General features: G+C 35.1%; 20 protein-coding genes. All 20 read left to right on the forward strand.

Going from position 1 to position 22,733, the window contains the following annotated elements; translation table 11 throughout:
• The first annotated feature begins 296 nt into the window (after positions 1-296).
• Positions 297-1,145: a MurR/RpiR family transcriptional regulator gene (locus CN692_RS20005; RefSeq protein WP_098120882.1), complete on the forward strand. Its 849-nt coding sequence runs from the start codon at positions 297-299 to the stop codon at positions 1,143-1,145.
• A 41-nt stretch (positions 1,146-1,186) separates the two neighbouring features.
• Positions 1,187-1,996: a GNAT family N-acetyltransferase gene (locus tag CN692_RS20010; RefSeq protein WP_098120883.1), complete on the forward strand. Its 810-nt coding sequence runs from the start codon at positions 1,187-1,189 to the stop codon at positions 1,994-1,996.
• Between the two features lie 33 nt (positions 1,997-2,029).
• Complete coding sequence (locus CN692_RS20015; RefSeq protein WP_257144085.1) at positions 2,030-3,034, forward strand: dipeptidase; 1,005 nt, start codon at positions 2,030-2,032, stop codon at positions 3,032-3,034.
• Between the two features lie 52 nt (positions 3,035-3,086).
• Positions 3,087-4,232, forward strand: a complete 1,146-nt coding sequence (gene menC, locus CN692_RS20020; RefSeq protein ID WP_098120884.1) for an o-succinylbenzoate synthase — start codon at positions 3,087-3,089, stop codon at positions 4,230-4,232.
• Between the two features lie 342 nt (positions 4,233-4,574).
• A complete protein-coding gene (locus tag CN692_RS20025) occupies positions 4,575-6,002 on the forward strand; it encodes a serine hydrolase domain-containing protein (protein ID WP_098120885.1) in 1,428 nt (475 codons plus the stop codon).
• A 13-nt stretch (positions 6,003-6,015) separates the two neighbouring features.
• Positions 6,016-7,662, forward strand: a complete 1,647-nt coding sequence (locus tag CN692_RS20030; RefSeq protein ID WP_098120886.1) for an ABC transporter substrate-binding protein — start codon at positions 6,016-6,018, stop codon at positions 7,660-7,662.
• Positions 7,662-8,597 carry a nickel ABC transporter permease gene (gene nikB, locus CN692_RS20035; RefSeq protein WP_098120887.1) on the forward strand — a complete coding sequence of 312 codons (936 nt, stop codon included), beginning with the start codon at positions 7,662-7,664 and terminating at the stop codon, positions 8,595-8,597. Before CN692_RS20030 ends, nikB begins: the two co-directional genes overlap by 1 nt.
• Positions 8,597-9,496, forward strand: a complete 900-nt coding sequence (locus CN692_RS20040) for an ABC transporter permease (RefSeq protein WP_098120888.1) — start codon at positions 8,597-8,599, stop codon at positions 9,494-9,496. Before nikB ends, CN692_RS20040 begins: the two co-directional genes overlap by 1 nt.
• Before the next feature lie 19 nt (positions 9,497-9,515).
• Entirely contained in the window at positions 9,516-10,496 is a 981-nt protein-coding gene (locus CN692_RS20045) for an ABC transporter ATP-binding protein (RefSeq protein WP_098121111.1), read from the forward strand.
• Positions 10,493-11,467, forward strand: coding sequence for an ABC transporter ATP-binding protein (locus tag CN692_RS20050; protein ID WP_098120889.1), 975 nt, complete (start codon positions 10,493-10,495; stop codon positions 11,465-11,467). The genes CN692_RS20045 and CN692_RS20050 overlap by 4 nt, the downstream gene beginning before the upstream one ends.
• A 60-nt stretch (positions 11,468-11,527) precedes the next feature.
• Positions 11,528-13,636 carry an alpha/beta hydrolase family protein gene (locus tag CN692_RS20055; RefSeq protein WP_098120890.1) on the forward strand — a complete coding sequence of 703 codons (2,109 nt, stop codon included), beginning with the start codon at positions 11,528-11,530 and terminating at the stop codon, positions 13,634-13,636.
• Complete coding sequence (locus CN692_RS20060) at positions 13,629-14,765, forward strand: M20 peptidase aminoacylase family protein (protein ID WP_098120891.1); 1,137 nt, start codon at positions 13,629-13,631, stop codon at positions 14,763-14,765. The genes CN692_RS20055 and CN692_RS20060 overlap by 8 nt, the downstream gene beginning before the upstream one ends.
• 473 nt (positions 14,766-15,238) lie before the next feature.
• Entirely contained in the window at positions 15,239-15,718 is a 480-nt protein-coding gene (locus tag CN692_RS20065) for a PH domain-containing protein (protein ID WP_098120892.1), read from the forward strand.
• Positions 15,711-17,129 (forward strand): PH domain-containing protein, encoded by a 1,419-nt coding sequence (locus tag CN692_RS20070; RefSeq protein WP_179874496.1) that lies wholly within the window; start codon positions 15,711-15,713, stop codon positions 17,127-17,129. The genes CN692_RS20065 and CN692_RS20070 overlap by 8 nt, the downstream gene beginning before the upstream one ends.
• A gap of 172 nt (positions 17,130-17,301) precedes the next feature.
• Positions 17,302-18,741 carry an FAD-binding oxidoreductase gene (locus CN692_RS20075; protein ID WP_098120894.1) on the forward strand — a complete coding sequence of 480 codons (1,440 nt, stop codon included), beginning with the start codon at positions 17,302-17,304 and terminating at the stop codon, positions 18,739-18,741.
• 5 nt (positions 18,742-18,746) lie between these two features.
• Positions 18,747-19,274: a hypothetical protein gene (locus CN692_RS20080; protein WP_098120895.1), complete on the forward strand. Its 528-nt coding sequence runs from the start codon at positions 18,747-18,749 to the stop codon at positions 19,272-19,274.
• 288 nt (positions 19,275-19,562) lie between these two features.
• Positions 19,563-19,742, forward strand: coding sequence for a hypothetical protein (locus tag CN692_RS20085; RefSeq protein WP_098120896.1), 180 nt, complete (start codon positions 19,563-19,565; stop codon positions 19,740-19,742).
• Between the two features lie 51 nt (positions 19,743-19,793).
• Positions 19,794-21,305: an MDR family MFS transporter gene (locus CN692_RS20090; RefSeq protein WP_098120897.1), complete on the forward strand. Its 1,512-nt coding sequence runs from the start codon at positions 19,794-19,796 to the stop codon at positions 21,303-21,305.
• A gap of 213 nt (positions 21,306-21,518) precedes the next feature.
• Positions 21,519-22,145, forward strand: coding sequence for a class I SAM-dependent methyltransferase (locus tag CN692_RS20095; protein WP_098120898.1), 627 nt, complete (start codon positions 21,519-21,521; stop codon positions 22,143-22,145).
• A gap of 117 nt (positions 22,146-22,262) precedes the next feature.
• Positions 22,263-22,691 (forward strand): RrF2 family transcriptional regulator, encoded by a 429-nt coding sequence (locus CN692_RS20100; RefSeq protein WP_098120899.1) that lies wholly within the window; start codon positions 22,263-22,265, stop codon positions 22,689-22,691.
• Positions 22,692-22,733: the final 42 nt, after the last annotated feature.

The raw sequence follows: 22,733 nt of genomic DNA on the forward strand, positions 1-22,733 counted from the left end.
TTCTAATTTCTTATTTGCAGATTTCACAGTTTTATTTGCAGTTTCAGATTTCATATTTGCAGATTTCACAGTGTTATTTGCACTTAGACTTTTATTTCAGCCACTTTTCTTAACAATATATTGAGACACCACCATTTTTTGTTTAAGAAAAGGGTCTTACTAAATTGAATTTTAGATCTATAAAAATGGAACTAAAATATTTTTAGAAAATTTAGAATTTAAGCTTGAATAAAAGAATAAACTTCAATATAATAAAAAAAAAGGATATCCTTCATAATTTGGATAGGAGAATTGCAATGGAAGAATTAAAGCAAAAAGTTCAAGATGAATTCGATAATTTTTCGAAGGGGTTAAAAAAGGTCGCAAAATATTTCCTTGCAAATCCGGAAGACTTCGCAATGGATTCAGGTGTTCAAGTTGGGCAGAAGATTAATGTAAGTGAAACAACCGTTATTCGATTTTGTCATGCTCTAGGTTATAGCGGTTTTAGCGCATTACAAAAAGATATTCAGACTCGACTGTTAAATCGTAAAAGCACGTTGGTTGAATACCATTCCATGAAAAATAAGATGGACATGGATCGAGATTTTTCTAAGAAAATGATGCATAAGGATGCAGAATTAATATTGCAAACTGCTGAAGGACTAAACGAAGAAGAGTTTAATTTGGCAGTAGAACGATTAAGTCAATCTGAAAAGATACTTGTTTCTGGTACCCGTTCTTCTCATGCAATGGCACATTGGTTTTCGTTTGCACTTGAACTAATCCGAGGGAATGTTAGGATGTTTCGACCAGATACGGATGATATTGTATTACGCATTGGTGAAATGAATGAAAATAGTACGTTTGTGGCGTTTTCTTTCCATCGCTACGCATTAGAAACAATTAATATGGCTAGAGAGGCGAAATTACGAGGTGCGTTTGTGATTAGTTTTACCGATTCCGAGGTTGCACCGATTCGTGAGTATACTGATGTATTATTTACTGTACAGCTACCGATCAAGTCAACACTGGATGTTAGTCCGGCAGTTTTTTCTCTTATGAATTCCTTACTTGGGGGAGTTGTCGTAAAAAATTCTGATCAGTTTATGAAGCGTACAAAGGCATATGAGAATTTTCATTTGCACCATTTCTTTGGGGAATAAAAGCTTTTCCTCTTATTTTTATAAAGAAAGTGGGTATAGGAATGTTTCAAATTAAACGATTGGAGGATATTGGTGAAATAGAATCCATTCAACAAATTGAAAAAGAAGTGTGGAATATGTCACCAATACCAATTCATCAAACGTACACAGCATCTCATAATGGTGGGTTGATTTTAGGAGCTTTTCACGAAAATCAATTAATAGGGTTTCAATATAGCTTTCCGGGGTATATGGACGGGAAATCCTATTTATGCTCACATATGTTAGGGGTTTTGCCTACTTATCAAAAAAGTGGGTTGGGTAAAAAGTTGAAAGAGGCACAGCGGGATTATGCTCTAGAAATGGGCTATTCTTTAATCGTTTGGACATTTGATCCATTAGAGAGTGTTAATGCCTATTTAAACCTACATAAGTTAAAGGGCATTGGTGCTACATATATCGAAAATCATTATGGCGAGATGACTGATTCGTTAAATAAAGGATTGCCTACTGATCGTTTTTTAGTAGAGTGGTGGATTCGTAGCGATCATGTATGTAAAGTACCAAGCAGGGTGGACATACAAAGTCTCAAACCATTAGTAGAAACAAAGCTTGATAACTTTGGGTTTCCGACAATTACCAAGGAATATGAAATCAATTTAACGGAAGATATTTTGGCCGTGCCGATACCTGAGCATATTCAACAAATAAAAAATAAAATGCCTGAGCTTGCGAAAGAATGGCGGTATAAAACAAGAAATTGGTTCCAAACCTTGTGTGAAAATGGCTTCGCTGCTAGTGATGTTATTCGAAATCCAGAAGGAAGAGTAAGTTACTATATTTTTGAAAAACGTAGAAATTTATCTCTTTAAGCTTCCAAACTCTTTATAGGAGGAGAGATTTTCGTGGTTAATTTTCAAAATAGTGCATTAACGATTGATGGACACTTTGATATTTTAATGGATGTCCAGATCCAACGGGAAAAAGGAAGAAAGAAAGTAATTGAAACAGATTATTACCCTAGGTTTTTAAAGGGTGGCATTAATGTCATTATCGCTGCCATCTTTATAGACAGTGCATTTTTGCCAGAAATGGCTCTTCGCAAAGCACTAAGCCAAGTAAGTGCGCTTTATGAAGAAGTACAGGAGTCTCCTGAAAAATTAATGATTTGTTATAACGGAGCCGACATGGATCTTGCGAAGAAACAAGGAAAGATTGGTTTCTTACTTTCCATTGAAGGAGCAGAACCGTTAGGAACAGATCTTAGTTTATTACGAGTTTTCTATGAATTAGGCGTTCGTAATCTAGGATTAGTTTGGAGCAGGAGAAATGCAGTAGGGGATGGGAGTTTCTTTCAACCGGTTCCTGAAGGACAAAAGGGGGGGATATCAAGCTTCGGAGTTAAGGTGATTAAAGAGGCAGAAAGACTTGGTATTTCTATTGATGTTTCTCACTTAAATGATGAAGGCTTCTGGGATGTCATTGAAATTTGTGAAACGCCAGTTATTGCGTCCCATTCCAACGCACGCTCCATTTGTTCAACAATGAGAAATCTGACCGATGAACAAATGATGGCAATTGCTTCCACAAATGGTGTAATAGGGATTAATGCTGCTAGTATGCTAGTTTCGGATGACGATTCTAAAGGCAACATTGTTCAGCTCGCCAATCACTTAGATCATCTTGTGGATGTAGCAGGTATTGAACATGTTGGAATAGGGTTAGACCTTTGTAATGACTTTATGAAATATTTATCACCAGATGATTTAGCAAGTTTGCCAAGAGTACCCTTTGATGTGATAGATGGACATGACAAGTTACCTCTTTTTATCGAAGAGTTAATGAATCGTGGGTATAAGGATGGAGAAATATTAGCAATATTAGGAGGTAATTTTAGAAGAATTTATTAAATAAAGTGGAAGGTTTTTACAAAAACAGTTCACTTTCATAGGAGGTTTTAGAATGACTAATAGTCCAATTACAATTCGGCAAATTACGTTGCACCGATTAAACATGAAGTTAAATGCTCCTTTCACTACAAGCTTTGGTACCTTTGAAGATAAAGAGTTTTATATTATTGAAGTAGAGGATGAGTTCGGGAACGTTGGTTTTGGAGAATCTGTAGCCTTTTCTAGTCCTTGGTACAGTGAGGAAACGGTTAAAACGAATAAACATATAATGGAAGATTTTCTCATTCCATTATTATTTGAGTCACCTATTCATCACCCAGATGAAGTGTCTGAACGTTTCCAAGCGATCAGAAAAAATAACATGGCAAAGGCTGGACTAGAAGGAGCAGTTTGGGATCTTTATGCAAAACGCCAAAAATTACCACTCTATAGAGCACTTGGTGGAAATAAAGACCAAATCGATGTTGGAATTAGTATCGGTCTTCAACCAACAGTAAAAGGACTTCTTCAACTGGTGGATTCTCATGTCGAGGCTGGTTACAAACGGATAAAATTAAAAATTAAACCTGGGTCTGATTATGAAATGTTAAAAGAAGTAAGAAGAGAATTTCCAACTATTTCAATGATGGCTGATGCAAATTCTGCTTATACTTTAGCCGATATAGAGATATTAAAAAAACTCGATGAATTTAATTTAACGATGATTGAACAGCCGTTAAGTCATGATGATATTATTGACCATGCCAAATTGCAGCAACAGTTAGTGACGCCTATTTGTTTGGATGAAAGTATTCATTCACTAGAAGATGCTAGAAAAGCAATTGAGTTAGGTAGCTGTCGAATTATTAATATTAAAATTGGACGTGTTGGCGGACTGACTGAGGCAAAAAAAATACACGATTATTGTTTAATGAAAGGTATACCTGTTTGGTGTGGAGGTATGCTTGAAGCGGGTATTGGTCGTGCTCATAATATCGCCTTAACGACATTAGATCAGTTTATTTTACCAGGGGATACTGCGGCATCAGCAAGTTACTGGGAACGAGATATTATTGATCCTGAAGTAATTGTAGACCATGGAGTTATTCATTTACCACAGAAATATGGTATTGGCTATGACATTAATCGAGAGGCATTAGATTACTATTGCGTCGAAAAAAATGTATTCCTAGAATCGAATTATAATGTGAAAACTTAAAATTTCGAAAAGTCAGAAAATATAATTGACTAGAAATTCTAAGAGATTATATAATAGGTCAAAAGGAAATACTTTATAATTTATAAAAATGAAGTGTTTGCTTTTTTATAGTAATACTTTATGGTTTAATCAAGCTAAAAATACAACTAATCATCTTATCAACTAACCTACTAATCATCTAATCAACTAACCTCAAAAAAATCTTACTTTAGTACAAGTAACGTTCCTACCCATTCATTCAAGAATCGTCACCAAAAAAGAAAGTAACTTAAACTCTAGTAGTCACACCTAAAGTTAATTAATTTTAGGTTTAATAAAAAAATATTAAGGGAGAGTGCTGTAATGGGACACAATGTATTGAAAAAAGTAAAAGAGTTTGAAGGGTATTGTAATGAAATCGTAGAGAAGTATCAAATTCCTGGATATATGATTGGTTTAGCAAAAAATGGTGAACTTTTCTATGAAAGCGGTTTCGGTTTCCGTGATAAAGAAAATGAGTTACTTTTATCCTCTGACACAGTACTTGGAATTGGCTCAGTCACTAAATCTTTTACTTGTGTAGCCATTCTCCAATTACAAGAGGCAGGGAAATTATCGGTTCAAGATCCTATTATTAAATATTTACCTGAATTTAAGACAAGCAATGATGAATATACAAAACTGATGACGATCCATCATTTTATGACACATTCAGCAGGGCTTCCTCCAATTCCAAGTCTTTATGGTGCTATGAGTAAAACGCTAGCGTTAGATCCAAAATTTGATGATGGCAAAGAGGAAGAAAAGTCTCCTGAAATTCCATACATTGCTACATACGAGGAATTAATGAAATCGATCGCTAAGGGTGAATATGCTCTTCTTGGTGCTCCTGGTACTGAGTTTAGTTATTCTAATGATTGTTATGCCCTACTTGGAGCTGTTGTAGAAAGAGTCAGCGGCATTACTTATGAGCAGTACATGAAGGATTATATTTTAGAGCCAGCTGGCATGAAAAATAGTGTCTTCCATCTTCATGAATTGGATGGACATGAAGATATTTCTAACTTATATGCTTCTAGAAAAGTAGATGAAGAGACTGTTGTGTTTGAGTCAAATAATCCATGGGATGCACCATCGATGCGTGCAGCAGGATTCTTAAAATCAACAGTAAACGATATGCTGAAATATGCAGAAATCTTCCGAAATGAAGGCAAAGTAGGAGATGCTCAAATTTTAACACCTGAGAGTGTTGAAGCTATGACTACTCCTTATATCCAATGCGGATATACTGAATTCTATGGCTACGGAGTAATGATTCATCCAGATTTCTATGGATATAAACTTGTTGAACATGGTGGTTCTATTAAAGGGGTATCAGCTCAACTGAATATTATTCCTGAGTTAGGCTTAACTGGTTTTTCGAATGCTAATTTAATAGGTGTTCCTTCTAAGAAACTTTTAAATAGTGCCTTTGCAGATTATTTGGAACAACCAATAAGATCTTCAAACATAAACTTGGCGGAAATACATTTAAATGTAGAACAGTTACAAGAATATGTAGGGAAATATGTTTCAGGTGAGGGCGGTAAGGTTGAGTTTTCAATCAATGATGAAGGAAAACTTTGCGCTCAAATGGAAGGGATGGTAGACTCGCTCGTTAAACCGATTGAGGAAGATTGGTTCTTATTTGAAATGAGAGAAGATGAATATTCTATTCAATTTAAAAGAGACGAAGAAGGAAAAATTAGTCGTTGTGTATTTGGATTCAGACAATTAGTAAAAACGGAATAAGGAGGCTAGTCAATTGCGTACAAAAACTGCACGTAAAATATTCCCAAGATTCGCACTATTATCAGTGAGCGTTCTTACTATTTTTGCAATGACTGCATGTAATTCTACTGACCAAGCATCGACGGATAAAAAGAATAATGCGACAACTGCTTTAACTTCTCCACAAACAGGTGGAACAATTACGGTTGGGCTTTCGCAGGAACCAGATACGCTTGATATTCAAAAAACAGCAATGAGTACAGCTGATGAAATTTCAAATCGTTTAGGAAATACGCTTTTAACACTTGATCCAAAAACGAATGAAATTGCTCCAGGTCTTGCAGAAAGCTACCAAGTATCAAATGACGGTAAATCGATTACGTTTAAAATTCGTCAAGGCGTTACCTTCCATGATGGAACGCCTTTAACATCAAAGTCATTTAAAGAAACATTTGACCGTATGTTAAATCCAGCTACTGGTGCGCCTTTAGTTAGCTTTTTAGCAGGTGTAAAATCGGTTTCGACTCCAGATGCTCAAACATTAGTCGTTGATTTGGCACAACCATCGGCACCATTTTTAAATAACTTAACGACTGGATTTTTACAACCATTATCGTTATCTTCTATCAATAAAGATGGAGCTAATTATGGAAGGAACCCTGTCGGAGTTGGTCCTTGGAAGTTTGAGAAATGGGAAACTGGACAATCTGTTACATTAGATCGAAATAATGACTATAATTGGGCGCCATCCTTCTTTGCAAATAAAGGAAAGGCTTACCCAGATAAATTAGTTTATAAATTTATTACGGATCCACAAACGATGCTTGCTGCTCTTGATAGTGGCTCGATTGATGTCCTAGTAAATGCGGCTCCAAAAGATGCTGAAAGATATCGCAAGAATGATAAGTTCCAAGTCCTAGATGCTGATCAACAAGGGCTAGGATTATTCTTAGAGATGAATCTTGATAATGAACTGTTAAAGGATAAAAATGTGAGAACAGCATTGAATATGGCTATTAACAAAGATGCCATCATTAAAGCAGCTCTTAATGGTGAAGGAACAGCGGCATATGGACCACTTTCATCTTCTATTTTTGGATATGATCCGAATGTGAAAGATTACGGCATTAAATACAATAAAGACGAAGCAATCAAATTATTAGAAAGCTCAGGCTGGAGTAAAAATAGCCAAGGTATTATGGAGAAAGACGGTAAGAAACTAGAGTTTGATCTTTCAGTCTATAGTACACAAAGTCAAGCTGCACAAATCGTTCAAGCGATGTTAAAGGATATTGGTATTACCATTAATATTAAACAAATGGAAACAGCAACTTTAATCCAAAAAGCATCTAAAGGAGAATTCGATCTGTCATTCTTAAGTTATTCCTACTCAGATCCTGACATTCTTTATATGCTATTCCATTCAAGTCAAATTGGTGGATTAAATCACATTCGAGTGAAAAATACAGAGCTTGATGCTTTATTAGAAAAAGGTAGAACAACTACCAATGCTGATGAAAGAAAACAGGTTTATGCTGACGCTCAAAAGTTGATTGTTGAAAATGCTTACTGGGTACCAATCTATTCTCCTAAAGTATTTTATATTGTCAATAAGAGGGTACATGATATTAAACTTCAGTCAACGAATATACTTTTAAATGATAGTTGGGTGAGTAAGTAATGACTCAATTCATTCTAAACCGGATCGTTTCAGCCATCATTGTTATCTTTGGTATCTCGATACTCTCATTTTTTCTAATACACTTGATACCTGGTGATCCAGTTAAAATAATGCTCGGTTTAAATGCTTCACCGGAACAAGTAGCAAAACTAACACACCATTTGGGGCTGGATAAGCCCCTTTTGGTTCAATATTTACAATACATTAATAATGTTTTTCACGGCGATTTTGGGACTTCCCTGAAAACCGGTAGACCAGTATTAACTGAAATCTTAGATCGTTTCCCTGAGACAATAAAGTTAGCAGCAACTGGGATGGTATTTGCCGTCATAATTGGAATCGCGTTAGGTATTTTAGCAGCAAAATATAAGGATACGATCATCGATACATTTTGTACCGGCCTAGCAACATTAGGAGTATCTATTCCTAGCTTTTGGTTAGGAATCTTATTAATTTTAGTATTTTCTGTAAAGTTAAGCTGGTTTCCGATCGCTGATGGAACTGGACTAAGATCACTCATTCTACCTGCTATTACTTTAGGCGTAGTCATGTCTACAATGATTAGTAGATTAACAAGAAATGGAATGGTGGAGGTTCTATCAAATGATTTTATACGTACTGCACGTTCGAAAGGTCTAGAGGAACGTCATATATTATTCCGCCATGCCTTTAGAAATGTGCTTATTCCAATCATTACGGTTATTGGATTACAAATAGCAGCTCTACTTGGTGGTACGGTAATTATCGAGCAAGTCTTTAATTGGCCAGGTTTAGGTACACTTTCCATTGGTGCGATTATGTCGAGGGATTTTCCGATGATTCAAGGTACTGTCTTATTTATGGGAGCTGTTTATGTTAGCGTTAATATACTAGTAGACATCGTTTACAGCTTAATCGATCCACGTGTTAAATTGAATGAAAAGGGTGAAGGGTAATGGCAAAATTGAGTGAGGCATATAAACCAATTGAGGCTCCCACTCTACGTAGGACACCTAAACTTATTAAACTCACAACTTTCCATAAAATTCTTAGCTATAAGCGGGCCAAATATTGTTTGATTTTTTTACTATTCATTGTTTTAATTGGCATTTTTGCTCCAGTCATTGCACCGTATAATCCTGAGAAGCCTTTCTATGATGCTATTTTACAAGCTCCAAATAAGGAGCACATTTTTGGAACGGACTCACTAGGAAGGGATGTATTCTCAAGGCTAGTTTATGGAGTTCGCGTTACTCTAACTGTTTCCACACTGGCTTTAGGTATCACTTTAGTTGCTGGTACGTTTATCGGGTTAATTAGCGCTTATATCGGTGGCCTTGTTGATAACGTTTTAATGCGGATCATGGATGTATTGTTAGCTTTACCAAGTATTGTTTTAGCTCTTGCAATTGTAGCGATTTTAGGTCCAAGTCTTACAAACGCCATGATTGCAGTTGGAATCGCTTCAATACCGGGCTTTGCCAGATTAACTAGAGGTGCTGTATTGACGGTGAAATTTTCTGATTTCGTCGAAGCAAGTCGTTCGATCGGAAGCTCAAATAGCTGGATTTTGAGAAGACAAATTTTACCCAATATTTTTGGAGTTCTACTTGTTTATACAACATTATTTATCGGAGTTGCCATATTAGATACAGCTGGACTTAGTTTCATCGGACTCGGTGCCCAACCGCCGACACCTGAATGGGGAACGATGCTTAGTGAAGGGAAGCAATATATTAATGACGCTTGGTGGTTAGCAACATTTCCTGGTCTAGCGATTACGGCTGTTGTGTTTTCGGTTAATTTCTTAGGTGATATTTTAAGAGATGTATTTGATCCAAAAGCATCAAGGTAACGAGAAGGAGAGGGCGATTATGTCTAATGTACTAGAAGTAAGAGGCCTTACCACAGAATTTAAAAGTAAGAACGGTTCGCTTAAGATTATAGAGAACATTGACCTTACTGTAAAAAAAGGCGAGATACTAGGAATAGTTGGGGAATCGGGCTGTGGAAAGAGTGTGACTTCTCTTTCGATTCTTCAGCTATTAGATAAAAAGGCTAAAATTTCTAGTGGTAGCGTTACGTTTAATAATAGTAACTTAGTAGATAAAACTGAAAAAGATATGAGGAAAATAAGAGGTAACGAGATATCTATGATTTTTCAGGATCCTATGACCTCTCTTAATCCTGTTTTGACGATTGGAATCCAAATAGGCGAAGTGATTCAAAAGCATCAAAAATTAACTGGATCAAATTTGAAGGAAAAGGTTGTCCATTTATTAAAATTAGTTGGAATACCACGTCCAGAAGCCATCTATCACGAATACCCACACCGTTTATCGGGAGGAATGAAGCAACGTGTAATGATTGCCATGGCTATATCTTGTAATCCATCACTTTTAATTGCTGATGAACCAACCACTGCACTAGATGTAACAATTCAAGCTCAAATATTAGCATTACTTAAATCCCTAAAAGATGACTTACAAATGTCGATCTTGCTTATTACACATGATCTTGGAGTAGTAGCAGAGATGTGTGATCGAGTAGTGGTTATGTACGCTGGACAGGTTGTGGAAACAACGGATACAAGAACACTTTTACGTAATCCTAGGCATCCTTATACAATCGGGTTGATTCAATCCACTCCGCATCAATCTAAAGGCGAGAATCGTCTTAAATCGATTCCAGGTCAAGTGCCAACTCCTGACAACTATCCAAAAGGTTGTCGTTTTGCTGACAGATGTCCAAAGGTGTTGGGAATATGCAGAACAAGCCTTCCACCACTTATCGAAGTTGATGACCAAACATCTTGCAGATGTTGGTTGTTACAACAAAAGGAGACGTTCGTATGACAGCCCCCCTCTTACAAGTGAAACAGTTAGAAAAAAAGTTTAAGGCCAATAAATCCTGGTTTAAACCTCCGCAATATGTACGTGCAGTAAATGGGGTTAGCTTGTATTTAAATCAGGAGGAGACGCTTGGGATTGTTGGTGAATCCGGTTGTGGAAAGTCAACAACTGGTAGATGTTTATTACGCCTTACTCAGCCCACGAGCGGAGAAGTAATTTTTCAAGGAACAGATTTACTTCAGCTTAGTAAAAAAGAAATGAATAAATATCGTAAGGATATTCAAATGGTATTTCAAGATCCAATGGCTTCCTTGAATCCGAAGCTGACAGTGAGAGAAATTCTTTCTGAGCCGCTAATAGCCAATCGTGTTCCAAGGAAAGAACATGATGATTTAATTAAACATACTCTTGGTTTAGTAGAACTATCTGAAAGCTATTTATCAAGATTTCCTCACGAACTTTCTGGGGGACAGCGTCAACGTATTGGAATTGCAAGAGCAATTATCATAAGACCAAAGATCGTCATTCTTGACGAACCTGTTTCGGCACTTGATGTTTCAGTTCAGTCCCAAATTCTTAATTTGCTACAAGACTTACAAGAAGAACTTGGTCTTTCTTATATCTTTATTTCACATGATTTAAGTGTAGTAGAACATATCGCTCATCGTGTTGGTGTAATGTATCTTGGGGAAATCGTGGAAATTGCAGATAAAGAACAATTATTTAAAAAGCCGCTACATCCATATACGCAAGCACTAATCTCTGCTATTCCAAAGACAGATCCAGACGATATTAAAGAGCGTATTATTCTTACTGGGGAGCTGCCGTCTTTAGACAACCCTCCTAGTGGATGTGCTTTTCATCAACGTTGCATTCATGCCATGGATTCCTGTAAAACTGTTAAACCTCAAATGCAAGAAGTAGAAGGAAGAAGAGTAGCTTGTCATTTATATAATGAAGAGAATAAAGGATGATGAAGGATAGTGAAGCCCAGTTAATTGGATTCACTTTCTTCATTTTGGAGGAGAGAAAATATGACTATAAGACTTACGAAACCAGAAGATATTTATCGTTTTGAATGGCCAAGTAATCCCGTGATATCACCTGATGGGAAACAAGTAATCTATGAAAAAACGAAAGCTTGTGAGAAAGAAAATGATTATAATACGCAGTTGTTCTTAGCTAATATAGAAGGAAAAACGGATCAGCAACTAACTATTAACGGAAAAAGCAACACCCAACCTATCTGGTCGCCAAACGGAAACACCGTTGCATATCTTTCTCATCGCAGTTATGGTTCGCAAATTTGGCTATTATCGCTAGACTCTAAGCAGGAGAGATGCCTTACAAAATTTAAATATGGCATTAGCTCAATTATTTGGTCACCAAATAGAGATATGATTTATGGTTTAGTACCAGTAGCACAAAACAAAGAAGTGGAAGTGTTTAATGAAAATATAAGTGAAGCCGAAGCCATTGATGAAATCAATGCTCGAAATAAACAGTGGCACGAAGGTTCGAAACGCTACAACAAGCTTTATTACAAAAATGATGGGATTGGTCTTCAAACTCCCCACACTCGCCAGCTTGTTTCAATAAATGTCAAAACAGGTGAGTTCGAACAATTAACGAATAGACCACACCATATCTCAGAACCTACTATTTCACCCGATGGGAAATATATTGCTTTTACTTCTTCAAATGATGGAGAGAGTGGTCTTTATGGTAAAAACATCTACACTATACCAGCACATGGTGGAGAAGAAAAATTGGTGTATCCAAAATCAAATGCACATTCGCCATCTTTTTCACCTGATGGAAAGTGGATTGCGTATTTTTCCTACTATTATAATCAAATTCAATTACAACTAATTCCAGCTGATGGAGGAGAGGTTAAACATTTAAGTAAACAATATCATGATACGTTAGGTGATATGATTTTTACTGATATGCGCTTCCTAAAAAGTCCTTTGAAACCTCAGTGGTCCAAAAATGGACAGTACGTTTTTTGCCTAGGAACTCGGGAAGGCAGGAATGAAATTGTCCGATTTACTGTGGATGATACAGATGGAAGAGGTCGTATAGTAATTGGTGGGGATCGGACTATCTTTCATTTTTCTTATAATGGCGACCAAACATTTGTTATAGCGTATTCGTCTTGCGAACACCCTGGAAAAATTGCTGTCGTTAATGTTAAGAATAATACGGGATATCATTATATTAAGAGAGAACCAACGGAAGAATTTTCTATTCCAGAAGAACCATCCTTATTCACAAACGAAGTACGTATAGATGACTGTAATGATGCCTACTTATCTGAGGTAAAGGTAGTCAAACCAGAAGTCTTTTCGTATCGTTCGGAGGATAAATGGCAGATTCAAGGATTTGTTCTTAAGCCAGCTAATTTTGAGGAAGGAAAAAAATACCCTGTATTATTAGATATACATGGTGGTCCCCATTCTTCGTTTGGTTATACATATTTTCACCAAATGCAACTATTCTCTGCACAAGGATTTGCGGTTGTTTACCTTAATCCACGAGGGACTTCTGGCTTTGGTGAAGATTTTACGAATGCGGTGTGTGGCGATTATGGCGGAAAGGATATGATCGACCTTTTTAACGGGTTAAACGAGGCTTTACGTCGATTTGATTTTCTTGATAAAAACAAGGTGGCAGTCAATGGAATTAGTTATGGTGGATTTATGGTGAATTGGCTAATTACTCATACCGATCAATTTTTTGCAGCTGTATCAGAAGGTTGTATTTCAAATTGGATTTCGATGTATGGTACTAGTGATATCGCGCCGGAATTTATGGATGTAGAATTTCAAGGGAAAACGGATGTAGTATCACTTTGGAAACGCTCTCCACTTGCTTATGTGGAAAATGTGAATACACCACTTTTGCTTCTTCATAATGAGAGCGATTTAAGATGTCCGATCGAACAGGCGGAGCAGTTCTATTCACACATTAAGAGGAAGGGAGGAGAGGTGCAATTTGTTCGGATACCGAACTCAAGCCACGCACTTCTTCAAATCGGGAAACCTACGTTGCGAATTCAAAGGTTAGAAGCCATGCTAGAATTTGTAACTTCACAGTTACAAGAATCATTATCAAAAGGGAGTTTGGCTATTCATGAATGAGATTAATACGTGGGTTTCTCAGCATGACGAGTTAATAAAATCTACTTATCAGTATTTTCATAAACATGCTGAAGTTAGTTGGAAAGAATTTGAGACAACTAGGTTCTTATGTGAACAATTAGAAAAATTGAATATACCATATGAAACGTTTGAGGACATTACCGGTGTCGTTGGATACTGGGGAAATAAAGAAGAAGGACCAACAATTGGGATTAGATCTGATATGGATGCTTTGTGGCAGCTAGTGGATGGAGAATGGAAAGCAAATCATTCCTGTGGTCATGACGCTCATATGACAATGGTCCTTTATGCCATAACTTGTTTGAAGGAAATTGGATATGAACCTAAAGGATTAATAAAAATAATCTTTCAACCAGCCGAGGAAACTGGGAAAGGTGCACAAGCGATGATTGAAAGAGGGGTTCTAAATGACGTGAAACTTTTACTAGGTCTTCATGTCCGCCCTATTCAAGAATTGAAATTTGGAAAAGCGGCACCTGCTATCTATCATGGGGCTACAACTCTATTAAAAGGGACGATCAAAGGGAAACAAGCTCACGGAGCTAGACCGAATCTCGGAATAAATGTAGTAGATTCCCTTGGAGCAATCATTCAAGCAGTTAATGCGGTAAAGGTAGATCCATCTGTTTCTGCATCTGCAAAGGTAACAATGGTAACGGCTGGTGGAGATAATGTAAATATCATCCCAGATTTTGCTGAGTTCGGAATTGATGTTCGAGCCGAACGAAATGAAATAATGAAAGAGTTAATTAAAGATATTGAACAAGCGGTTTTTGCAGCTGGAACGGCCAATCATGCAGAAGTTTTTATGGAAACTATTGCAGAAATGGTGGCTGCAGAAAAAAGTCAGTTGATGGAAGAGGTTGTAAAAGAGGCGATCGTGGAAGCAACTGGAATTGAAAGCTTGGCTCCAGCCGTTAACACTCCTGGAGGAGAAGATTTTCATTTTTACAAAACAAATTTCCCTCATTTACAATTAACAATGGTAGGATTAGGGACAGACTTGAAGCCAGGCTTGCATCACCCGAATATGAGCTTTAATCTAGATTCACTATCAAACGGTGTTAAAATCTTAAGTACTGCATTAATCAAGATGTTGGCGTTATAAAGCAACTTAGCGACGAATCCTATTTAGTCTAAAAATGGTGCTAACGTCCATACTTATGAAAGTATTACTTGAGCCAAAATAAAATGCTTTTAATGTATTTCACTTCTATTAAAGAATTTACTATGCTTGTTGAAGCATAGGCAAAGGTTATTGTTGATTTTAGAAAGTGTGTGACTGTTTAACTTGAAAGAGGATTTCTCATAGTTACTATGAGAAATCCTTTTTTTGTAGAAATATTGAACAGATCCCATAGAAAATAATAACTAGATAAAGTTTAGGCATAATGTGACATTTGGTGAAATTTCACGTACCAAACTTTATCTTTTTTTAAGTACTTACTAATCAATATTGTATTTAAGTATGGGGAAAATTACCTTTTTTTAACTTTGTCGATAAATAGGAGGTTTGTGAATAGTTTGACTCATGGTATGATATAGTAAGTGATAGATTAATGAGATAGAAAAGGTGATTAAATGAGAGCAAATCCATCTCAAAGACCATCATTAAAGATGAGGTCTGTATGGAGAATTACATCACTATTAAGTAGTATCTCTCTAGTTACATTACCAATTATCTATTATTTTCTTATGAGACATTTTTCACTTCCTTACTTTATTTTAATGATCATTATCGCTGTCGTTATAGTGTTAATTCTTTTTTTAACTTTATTTTTCCCTACACTTAGATTCAAATATACTGCATATGAGATATATGAAAATGAGTTAGAAATTCAAAAAGGAATATTTGTTATTAAACGAATCGTTATACCGATGGTCAGAGTTCAACACGTTACGACTGAGGTAGGACCAATACTACGTCGATACGGTTTATCTACAGTAAATATTTCCACGGCTGCCACCACACATGAAATTGAAGGCTTAGAACACCATGTCGCTGAAAAGCTTAGAGATAAAATTATCTACTTAGCAAGGATAAGTGATGACGATGTTTGAGCCAAAAAGACAACATCCAGCTTATATCCTTACCGTATTTTTAGAGCAAATAAAAAACGTACTAATACCACTTATTATTCTTTTAATTTCAGGTGGAAAAGGGTCAATGTTTCAATATTTGTTTGCTGGAGTTCTAATTGTTTTTCCTGTTGCATCAGCGATCATTAAATGGTATCGCTTTACTTACTATATAACTGAAGAAGAGTTTCGAATTCGTTCAGGATTATTTGTAATTGAAAATACATTTATTCAAAAAGAACGAATCCAATCTTTTTCAATCAATGCTGGTTTTATTCAACAGCTTTTTAATGTTGTGAGTGTTCGAATTGAAACAGCTGGTGGAAAAAAAGCTGAAGGTATTTTAAATGCTATACCAAAAGAAGTGGCACTTTCATTAAAGAATGAAGTCTTAAGTTCTAAAAAGAAAAAAGTAGATTCGGTTGTAGCTGAGGGAAATAGTGTACAGGCAGAATCATTTGTTGATATTAGTTTAACAATTGAAACGAGAAAACTTTTTTTAGCTGGAATCACTTCATTTGAGGTTGGACTAGCTTTTGCCGTACTAGCATCATTATTTTCACAAATCGAGGACTTGCTTCCACATAGTATATATGTAGCAATATATAATCAAATCCAATCTTTTACGTATATGATGTTTTTTATTGCATTTTTAGGTAGTTTATTGCTTTCGTTAATCTTCTCCACAATAAGATACATATTAAAATTTGCAAACTTTACAGTCCAAAGAAGAGAAAATCGAATTATTATAACAAGAGGGTTATTAGAAAAAAATGAATTTACGGTATCCTTAAAACGGATTCAAGGTGTCGTTATAAAGGAAGGAATCATTCGTCAATTATTTGGTTATTCAACAGTTTATGTAGAAGCTGTTGGGATGGGGGATAAGCAGGAGCAAGGCAGGCATGTTCTTCATCCATTTATAAAAACGAAGGATGTACAATTATTCCTAAAAAACTTTCTACCTACTATTAACTATGAAGATATTGCAAATCGAGCACCAAAAAGAGCCCGAAAAACGTATTATTCTAGAATGTTGATTATTTTTCTACTTATTGCAAGTGGGATCGTATTGCTTCCATTTGTCCATTTTTGGGCATATGCAATCGTATTAATAGGCTTACTTATTGCTGAATTAGGATTTAGAAACGCCGGCTATACACTATTAGATCGTACAGTGATTGTTCAATCTGGTTACTTCTCAAGAACAACTGCGATTTTACCAAAAGAGAGAATACAAGTACTGATAGGTGAACAAAGTTTTCTACAAAGAAGAGTAAAACTAAAAACGATTTATATTACAATTCTATCAAGTCAATATGGTCACACTTATCAAGTAAGACATTTAGATGAAAAAGATGTAAATCGAATGATTGGATGGTTTAGTAAATAAATTGTCTTATATTATAGAGTAAGTAGTTTTTACAAGATTTTTAGTTCTGTTAAACTTTCATTGTTTATTAGGAACAGGACAATAGTGTTAAAAAAAAAGACGTGTTTACATTATTGTAGTCACGTCTTTTTTTAACGCTTAAGTTTACTTTATCTATTTGGGGGAAAAGAACGTGAGGAAAAAAATATTAGTAGGAATACTCCTCTTAACAGTGTTTGCTACAGTTTTACATACATTATGGAATAAACCAACTCCATTAAAGCATGGAATGATTGATGATGTTGGCCACCTACTTCCAACAAAAATTGATCGTGTTGTTAAAGGGAAAGAAGTAGAACAATTAAAGAAAATAGTTATTGACGCAAAAAAACAAGGCAAGACAGTTTCAATTGCAGGACAGCGCCATAGTCAAGGGGGACATACTTATTATAAGGATGGAGTTGTGATCGACTTAAAAACATTTAATAAAGTTGAAAAAGTGGATCCAGTTCATAAAACAGTAATTGTTCAAAGTGGAGCAACCTGGGGGGATATACAAAAAGCAATTAATCCTTATAATCTTGCTCTGAAGGTAACTCAGTCTCAAGAAATATTTTCTGTCGGTGGATCATTAAGTGTGAATGCACACGGACGTGATATTCGGAATCATTCATTAGCTAGTACAGTTAACTGGTTCACATTACTAACTCCAACAGGGAAAGTAATCAAAGTAAGTCGTACTGAGAATAAAGAGCTTTTTCCTTATGTATTAGGTGGTTATGGATTATTTGGAGTTATTTTAGAAGTAGAGCTTCAATTAACAAATAATGAATTATATCAAGTAGAAACAAAAACGATGGAATATGATAAATATCCGGCGTATTTTAAGAAAAACGTTTTAGAAAATAAAAATGCAAGTATGCATATCGCTAGAATTTCTGTTGCGCCAGATAGTTTTTTTGACAAAGTTTATGCCATTAATTATATGGAAACATCTCGTAAAATGTCAGATTCGGATAAAGAGCTTAAGGAAGATCATTCCGCTTTTTTACCAAAGCTTGCTCTCGGTATGTCCAGAACATCGGATATTGGTAAAGATCTTTTCTGGCAACTGCAATATAGCTTTATTCATTCATTAAATGGAAGCTATGAAACTCGTAATAATGTTATGCGCTCAGAAAGCAAGTTTATGGAATTCGATGATCGTCAAGATACACAAGTTTTACAAGAGTTTTTCGTACCTGTAGATGAATTTGTTAGCTATATTGACGATGTTAGAGAATATTTACAATATGAGCATGATTTTAATCTTTTAAATATAACGATTCGATATGTTGAAAAAGATAATGAAACAGTTATGAATTATGCAAAAGATGATATGTTTGCTTTTGTTGTTTTGATTCAACATGGAAAAGATAAAGATTCTGTTCATAAAGCTTCAGAGGTTATTCAAAAATGGACTGATCTAACAATAAAACATCGAGGATCCTATTACTTACCGTATTATCCTTATCAGACTAAGCAACAAATGCAGTCGGCATATCCAAGAACTGAAGATTTTTTTAATAAGAAGAAAGAGTTTGATCCAAATCGTGTATTTATGAATACTTTTTATGAAAATTACGGGGAGTAAATCCTATGAATCGTTATGTAATCGCATTACTAAGTATTATTGGCTTTAGTAGCTCTTTAGTCTTTCCATATTATGTCCTCTTCTTAAGGAATATAGGGGATGCGTATGATGTATTTAGTTTATTGTATGGACTTTTTTCATTAAGCTTAAGTGTTGTAGTCTACTTTGGTGGCCGTTTTGTTGACTCTGTTTCGCCATATTTATTAATGGTATTGCATTCATTATTTTGCTGTCTTCTGTTCTTTTCACTACCTCTGATCGATAATATAAAAATTGTTTATGTTGGCCAAGTTCTATTTGGTGGTTTTACTGCATTGTTTAAGATTGCTGAAAAAAAATTATTTATGAATGCTTCGTCTGATTTTTATAGAAGCTACTTATTTTGGACATCTTTTGTAACGGCAATATGTATTATAGGTGTAGGAACTTTGCTTGAAACAATTGACATCCAATTTATGTTTCATTTAGCTGCATGGTTATTTTTAATAAGCGCATTTGGTCTTGGGTATAAAATGATCAGAAGTAAGGAATAAACAAAACACTCTCTATTCATAAAAATTCAGTACAACACAACAATGTTTTGTTTTTACCTTTTCGTTTGTGCCGTAACGTTGTTACATCCCTTCTATATTCAATAATATTAAGGTTCTATTGTTATTATTTACATATAAATTATTGTTTTTAATAAAAATACTACAATAAATTTTAATTTTTATATTGTCTAAGTAACGAAACAATGTTATATTAACTTTAAATTAAATAAAGTAACGCACTTATTATTTTATTTGAAGTTAAATTGTATGAAGGGATGATTATATAGTATGAGACACGAAGAAGCTGTTGGTCTTTTTTATGGAGCTTTTGTAATTTTAGGTTTAGTAGTTGGTTTAGGTGTAGGTTATTTTACATCACATCTAATTGTAGGTGGCTTTCTTGGGTTTGGAATTGGTATAGGTTTAGGTCTATTAAGCAATGCTATTTTATACATTAATAGAGATTGATTTGAGACTATATTTTGATTTATAGGCATGAAAGGTGAAGGAGAGATGATTATGCAAAAAAGGGAAACAAAATTGGTTCCTGTTATGATTGCGTTATTACTGGGGATATTTTTCGCTTCTCTTGATAACACAATCGTTTCAACAGCGATGCCAACAATTTTAAAAGACTTAGGTGGCTATGATAAATTTGTTTGGGTAACGTCAGCTTATTTAGTGACTGAAATGGCTGGGATGCCAATTTTCGGTAAACTTTCTGATATGTACGGTAGAAAAAGATTTTTTATGTTAGGTATTATTTTATTCATTTTAGGTTCGATTCTTTGTGGAACTGCAACTTCTATTATTCAACTTAGTGTTTACCGTGCGATTCAAGGTATTGGTGGAAGTGCTTTAATGCCAATTGCTTTTACAATTATTTGGGATGTGTTTCCTGTTGAAAAGCGTGGTAAAATGAGCGGTATTTTTGGTGCAGTATTTGGATTATCAAGTGTACTTGGACCGCTAATTGGTGCTTACATTACAGATTATATTAACTGGAGATTTATTTTCTATATCAATATTCCATTTGGACTTTTAACATTAGGATTAATCGGTTATTTTTATGTTGAATCGAAAAACCACACAAAGCAACAAATTGACTGGTGGGGTGCAATTACATTTGTTATTAGTATTGTCTGTTTAATGTTTGCACTTGAGCTTGGCGGAAAAGAATATGCTTGGGATTCAGTTCAAATTTTAGGTTTATTTGCTGGGTTCGCAGTTTTCTTAATTATTTTCTTATTTATTGAACGTAAAGTAGCAGAACCGATCATTTCATTTGATATGTTTAAATATCGACTTTTTGCTGCTAGTAACTTTGTCGGATTATTCTACGGGGCGGCATTCATCGCTGCAACAATTTATATCCCGATCTTTATTCAATTTGTTCAAGGTGGAACAGCAACGAATTCTGGCTTAGTTTTATTACCAATGATGGTAAGTGTAAGTATTTCTGCTACACTAGGTGGGGCATTAGCAAATCGAATGAGTTATCGTAGTATAATGATCGGTTCGGTTGTCCTATTATTAGCAGGTATTATTTGTTTAGGTACGATCACACCTGATACGAGTAAATTCCAAGTGATTGTGTATATGGTTATTGTTGGACTTGGCGTTGGAGCTTCATTCTCAGTTCTTGGTATGTCTGCAATGCATCACTTTGACAATGAAAATCGTGGTTCAGCAAGTTCAACAAACTCATTCCTACGTGCATTAGGAATGACAGTAGGGATTACTGTTTTTGGTGTTATTCAACGAAATGTATTTACTGACAAAATTACAGATGCTTTTGCAGGTAGCGGAGCACCTCAAAATTTCTCTAATATTAATCAAGCATTTACACCTGAAGCTCAAAAACTGATTCCAGCACCAATATTGGCGAAAATTATTGATGTGTTTTCTTCTTCAATTGCCCATACTTTCCTTTGGACACTAGTTCCAGTAGGATTGGCGTTGATTTCAATTTTCCTAATGGGTAATGAACGCTTATCTGATAAAGATTTTGCTAAGAGTAATGCTTCATAAATAGTGATGTTAAAAAGAAAGACCTTTGGTCTTTCTTTTTTTAGAGGTTTGATATAGTAAAGCAAGATGATGAAAATAATACGCTTTATGAACAAAAATCTCTGTTTTATGAACAAATCTACGGACTTTATGCACATTGTTCATAATCTGTTCGCCCTGCCCGAAAAGAGGGCTAGAGGAAGTAAATAGTAAGTTACTAAAGGAGAGATCATTATGACAGAAATTTGGGAATCAAGTTTTATCGAAAATCAAATGATGTGGGGACTAGAGCCTGCAGATTCAGCAATTTTGACAAAAGACTTTTTCGTTGAGAAGAATATTAAGTACATATTAATTCCGGGTTTTGGATATGGTCGAAATGCAAATGTTTTTATTGAAAATGGAATAAATGTAACTGGCATTGAAATCTCTGAAACAGCGATTGAATTGGCTAGGAAAAATGGAATGAGTTCTCATATTTTTCATGGTTCAGTTACCGATATGCCTTTTGATAACAGACAGTATGATGGGATTTTTTGCTACGCACTTATTCATTTATTGAATAAACATGATCGAGATAAGTTTATTAGTGATTGTTATAACCAATTAAGTCCAAATGGATATATGATTTTCACTACGATTTCAAAAGATGCTCCAATGTTTGGTAAGGGCAAACAACTAGGTGAAAACTATTTCGAAATAACGGAAGGGATGAAATTATTTTTTTATGATTCCGAATCGATTAAACAAGAATTTGGAAAATATGGATTGATCGAAGTAGTAGAAATTGTTGAACCACATAAGAATATGGAAAATAAACCTCCATTTAAATTTACGATGATAAAATGTCAAAAAAGATAAAATTTAGCGAACTAAGGGGAGTTCATAGGCTTCTTCTTTTTTGCTTAGAAGTGCAATATTAATAGGTGGTTGTCTTTTTCGTAAAATAGTTTAGACTATTAATTGAGGTGAAAGCTCTTGAAAGATAAGGTTTCTAGTACGAAATGGTTTGGACTAGCACTGCAATCTCTACTCATTTTAGCAGAGCAAGATGGAATATGCCCAAGTGCAGTATTAGCTCAGAAACTTGAAGCTCAGTCTACCTTCTTACGAAAAATTCTTGCCAATTTAGTTAAAGCGGGGATCGTTTCAGCTAAAGAAGGTCGAGATGGTGGATATTACTTAGCGAAAGATGTTAATGAAATTACTTTAAAAGATGTTTATGATGCGATGAGATCTGACCCATATTCCAAAGGTTTCTTGGATGTTAATAGTAAGGAATGTTTTGCTCCTTCTACAAAATCGGCTTTATACGAGTTAAAAGACGAGATGGAGAGCTGGCTAGTTGAAGGCCTTGCGAAGAAAACAATTTCTGACTTATTACCTAATGAAAAAGAGAATGGGTAAAATAAAATCGAAACAATATAGTTTCGATTTTATTTTTTTTTG

Source organism: Bacillus sp. AFS002410 (assembly GCF_002556365.1).
GTDB lineage: Bacteria > Bacillota > Bacilli > Bacillales > Bacillaceae_G > Gottfriedia.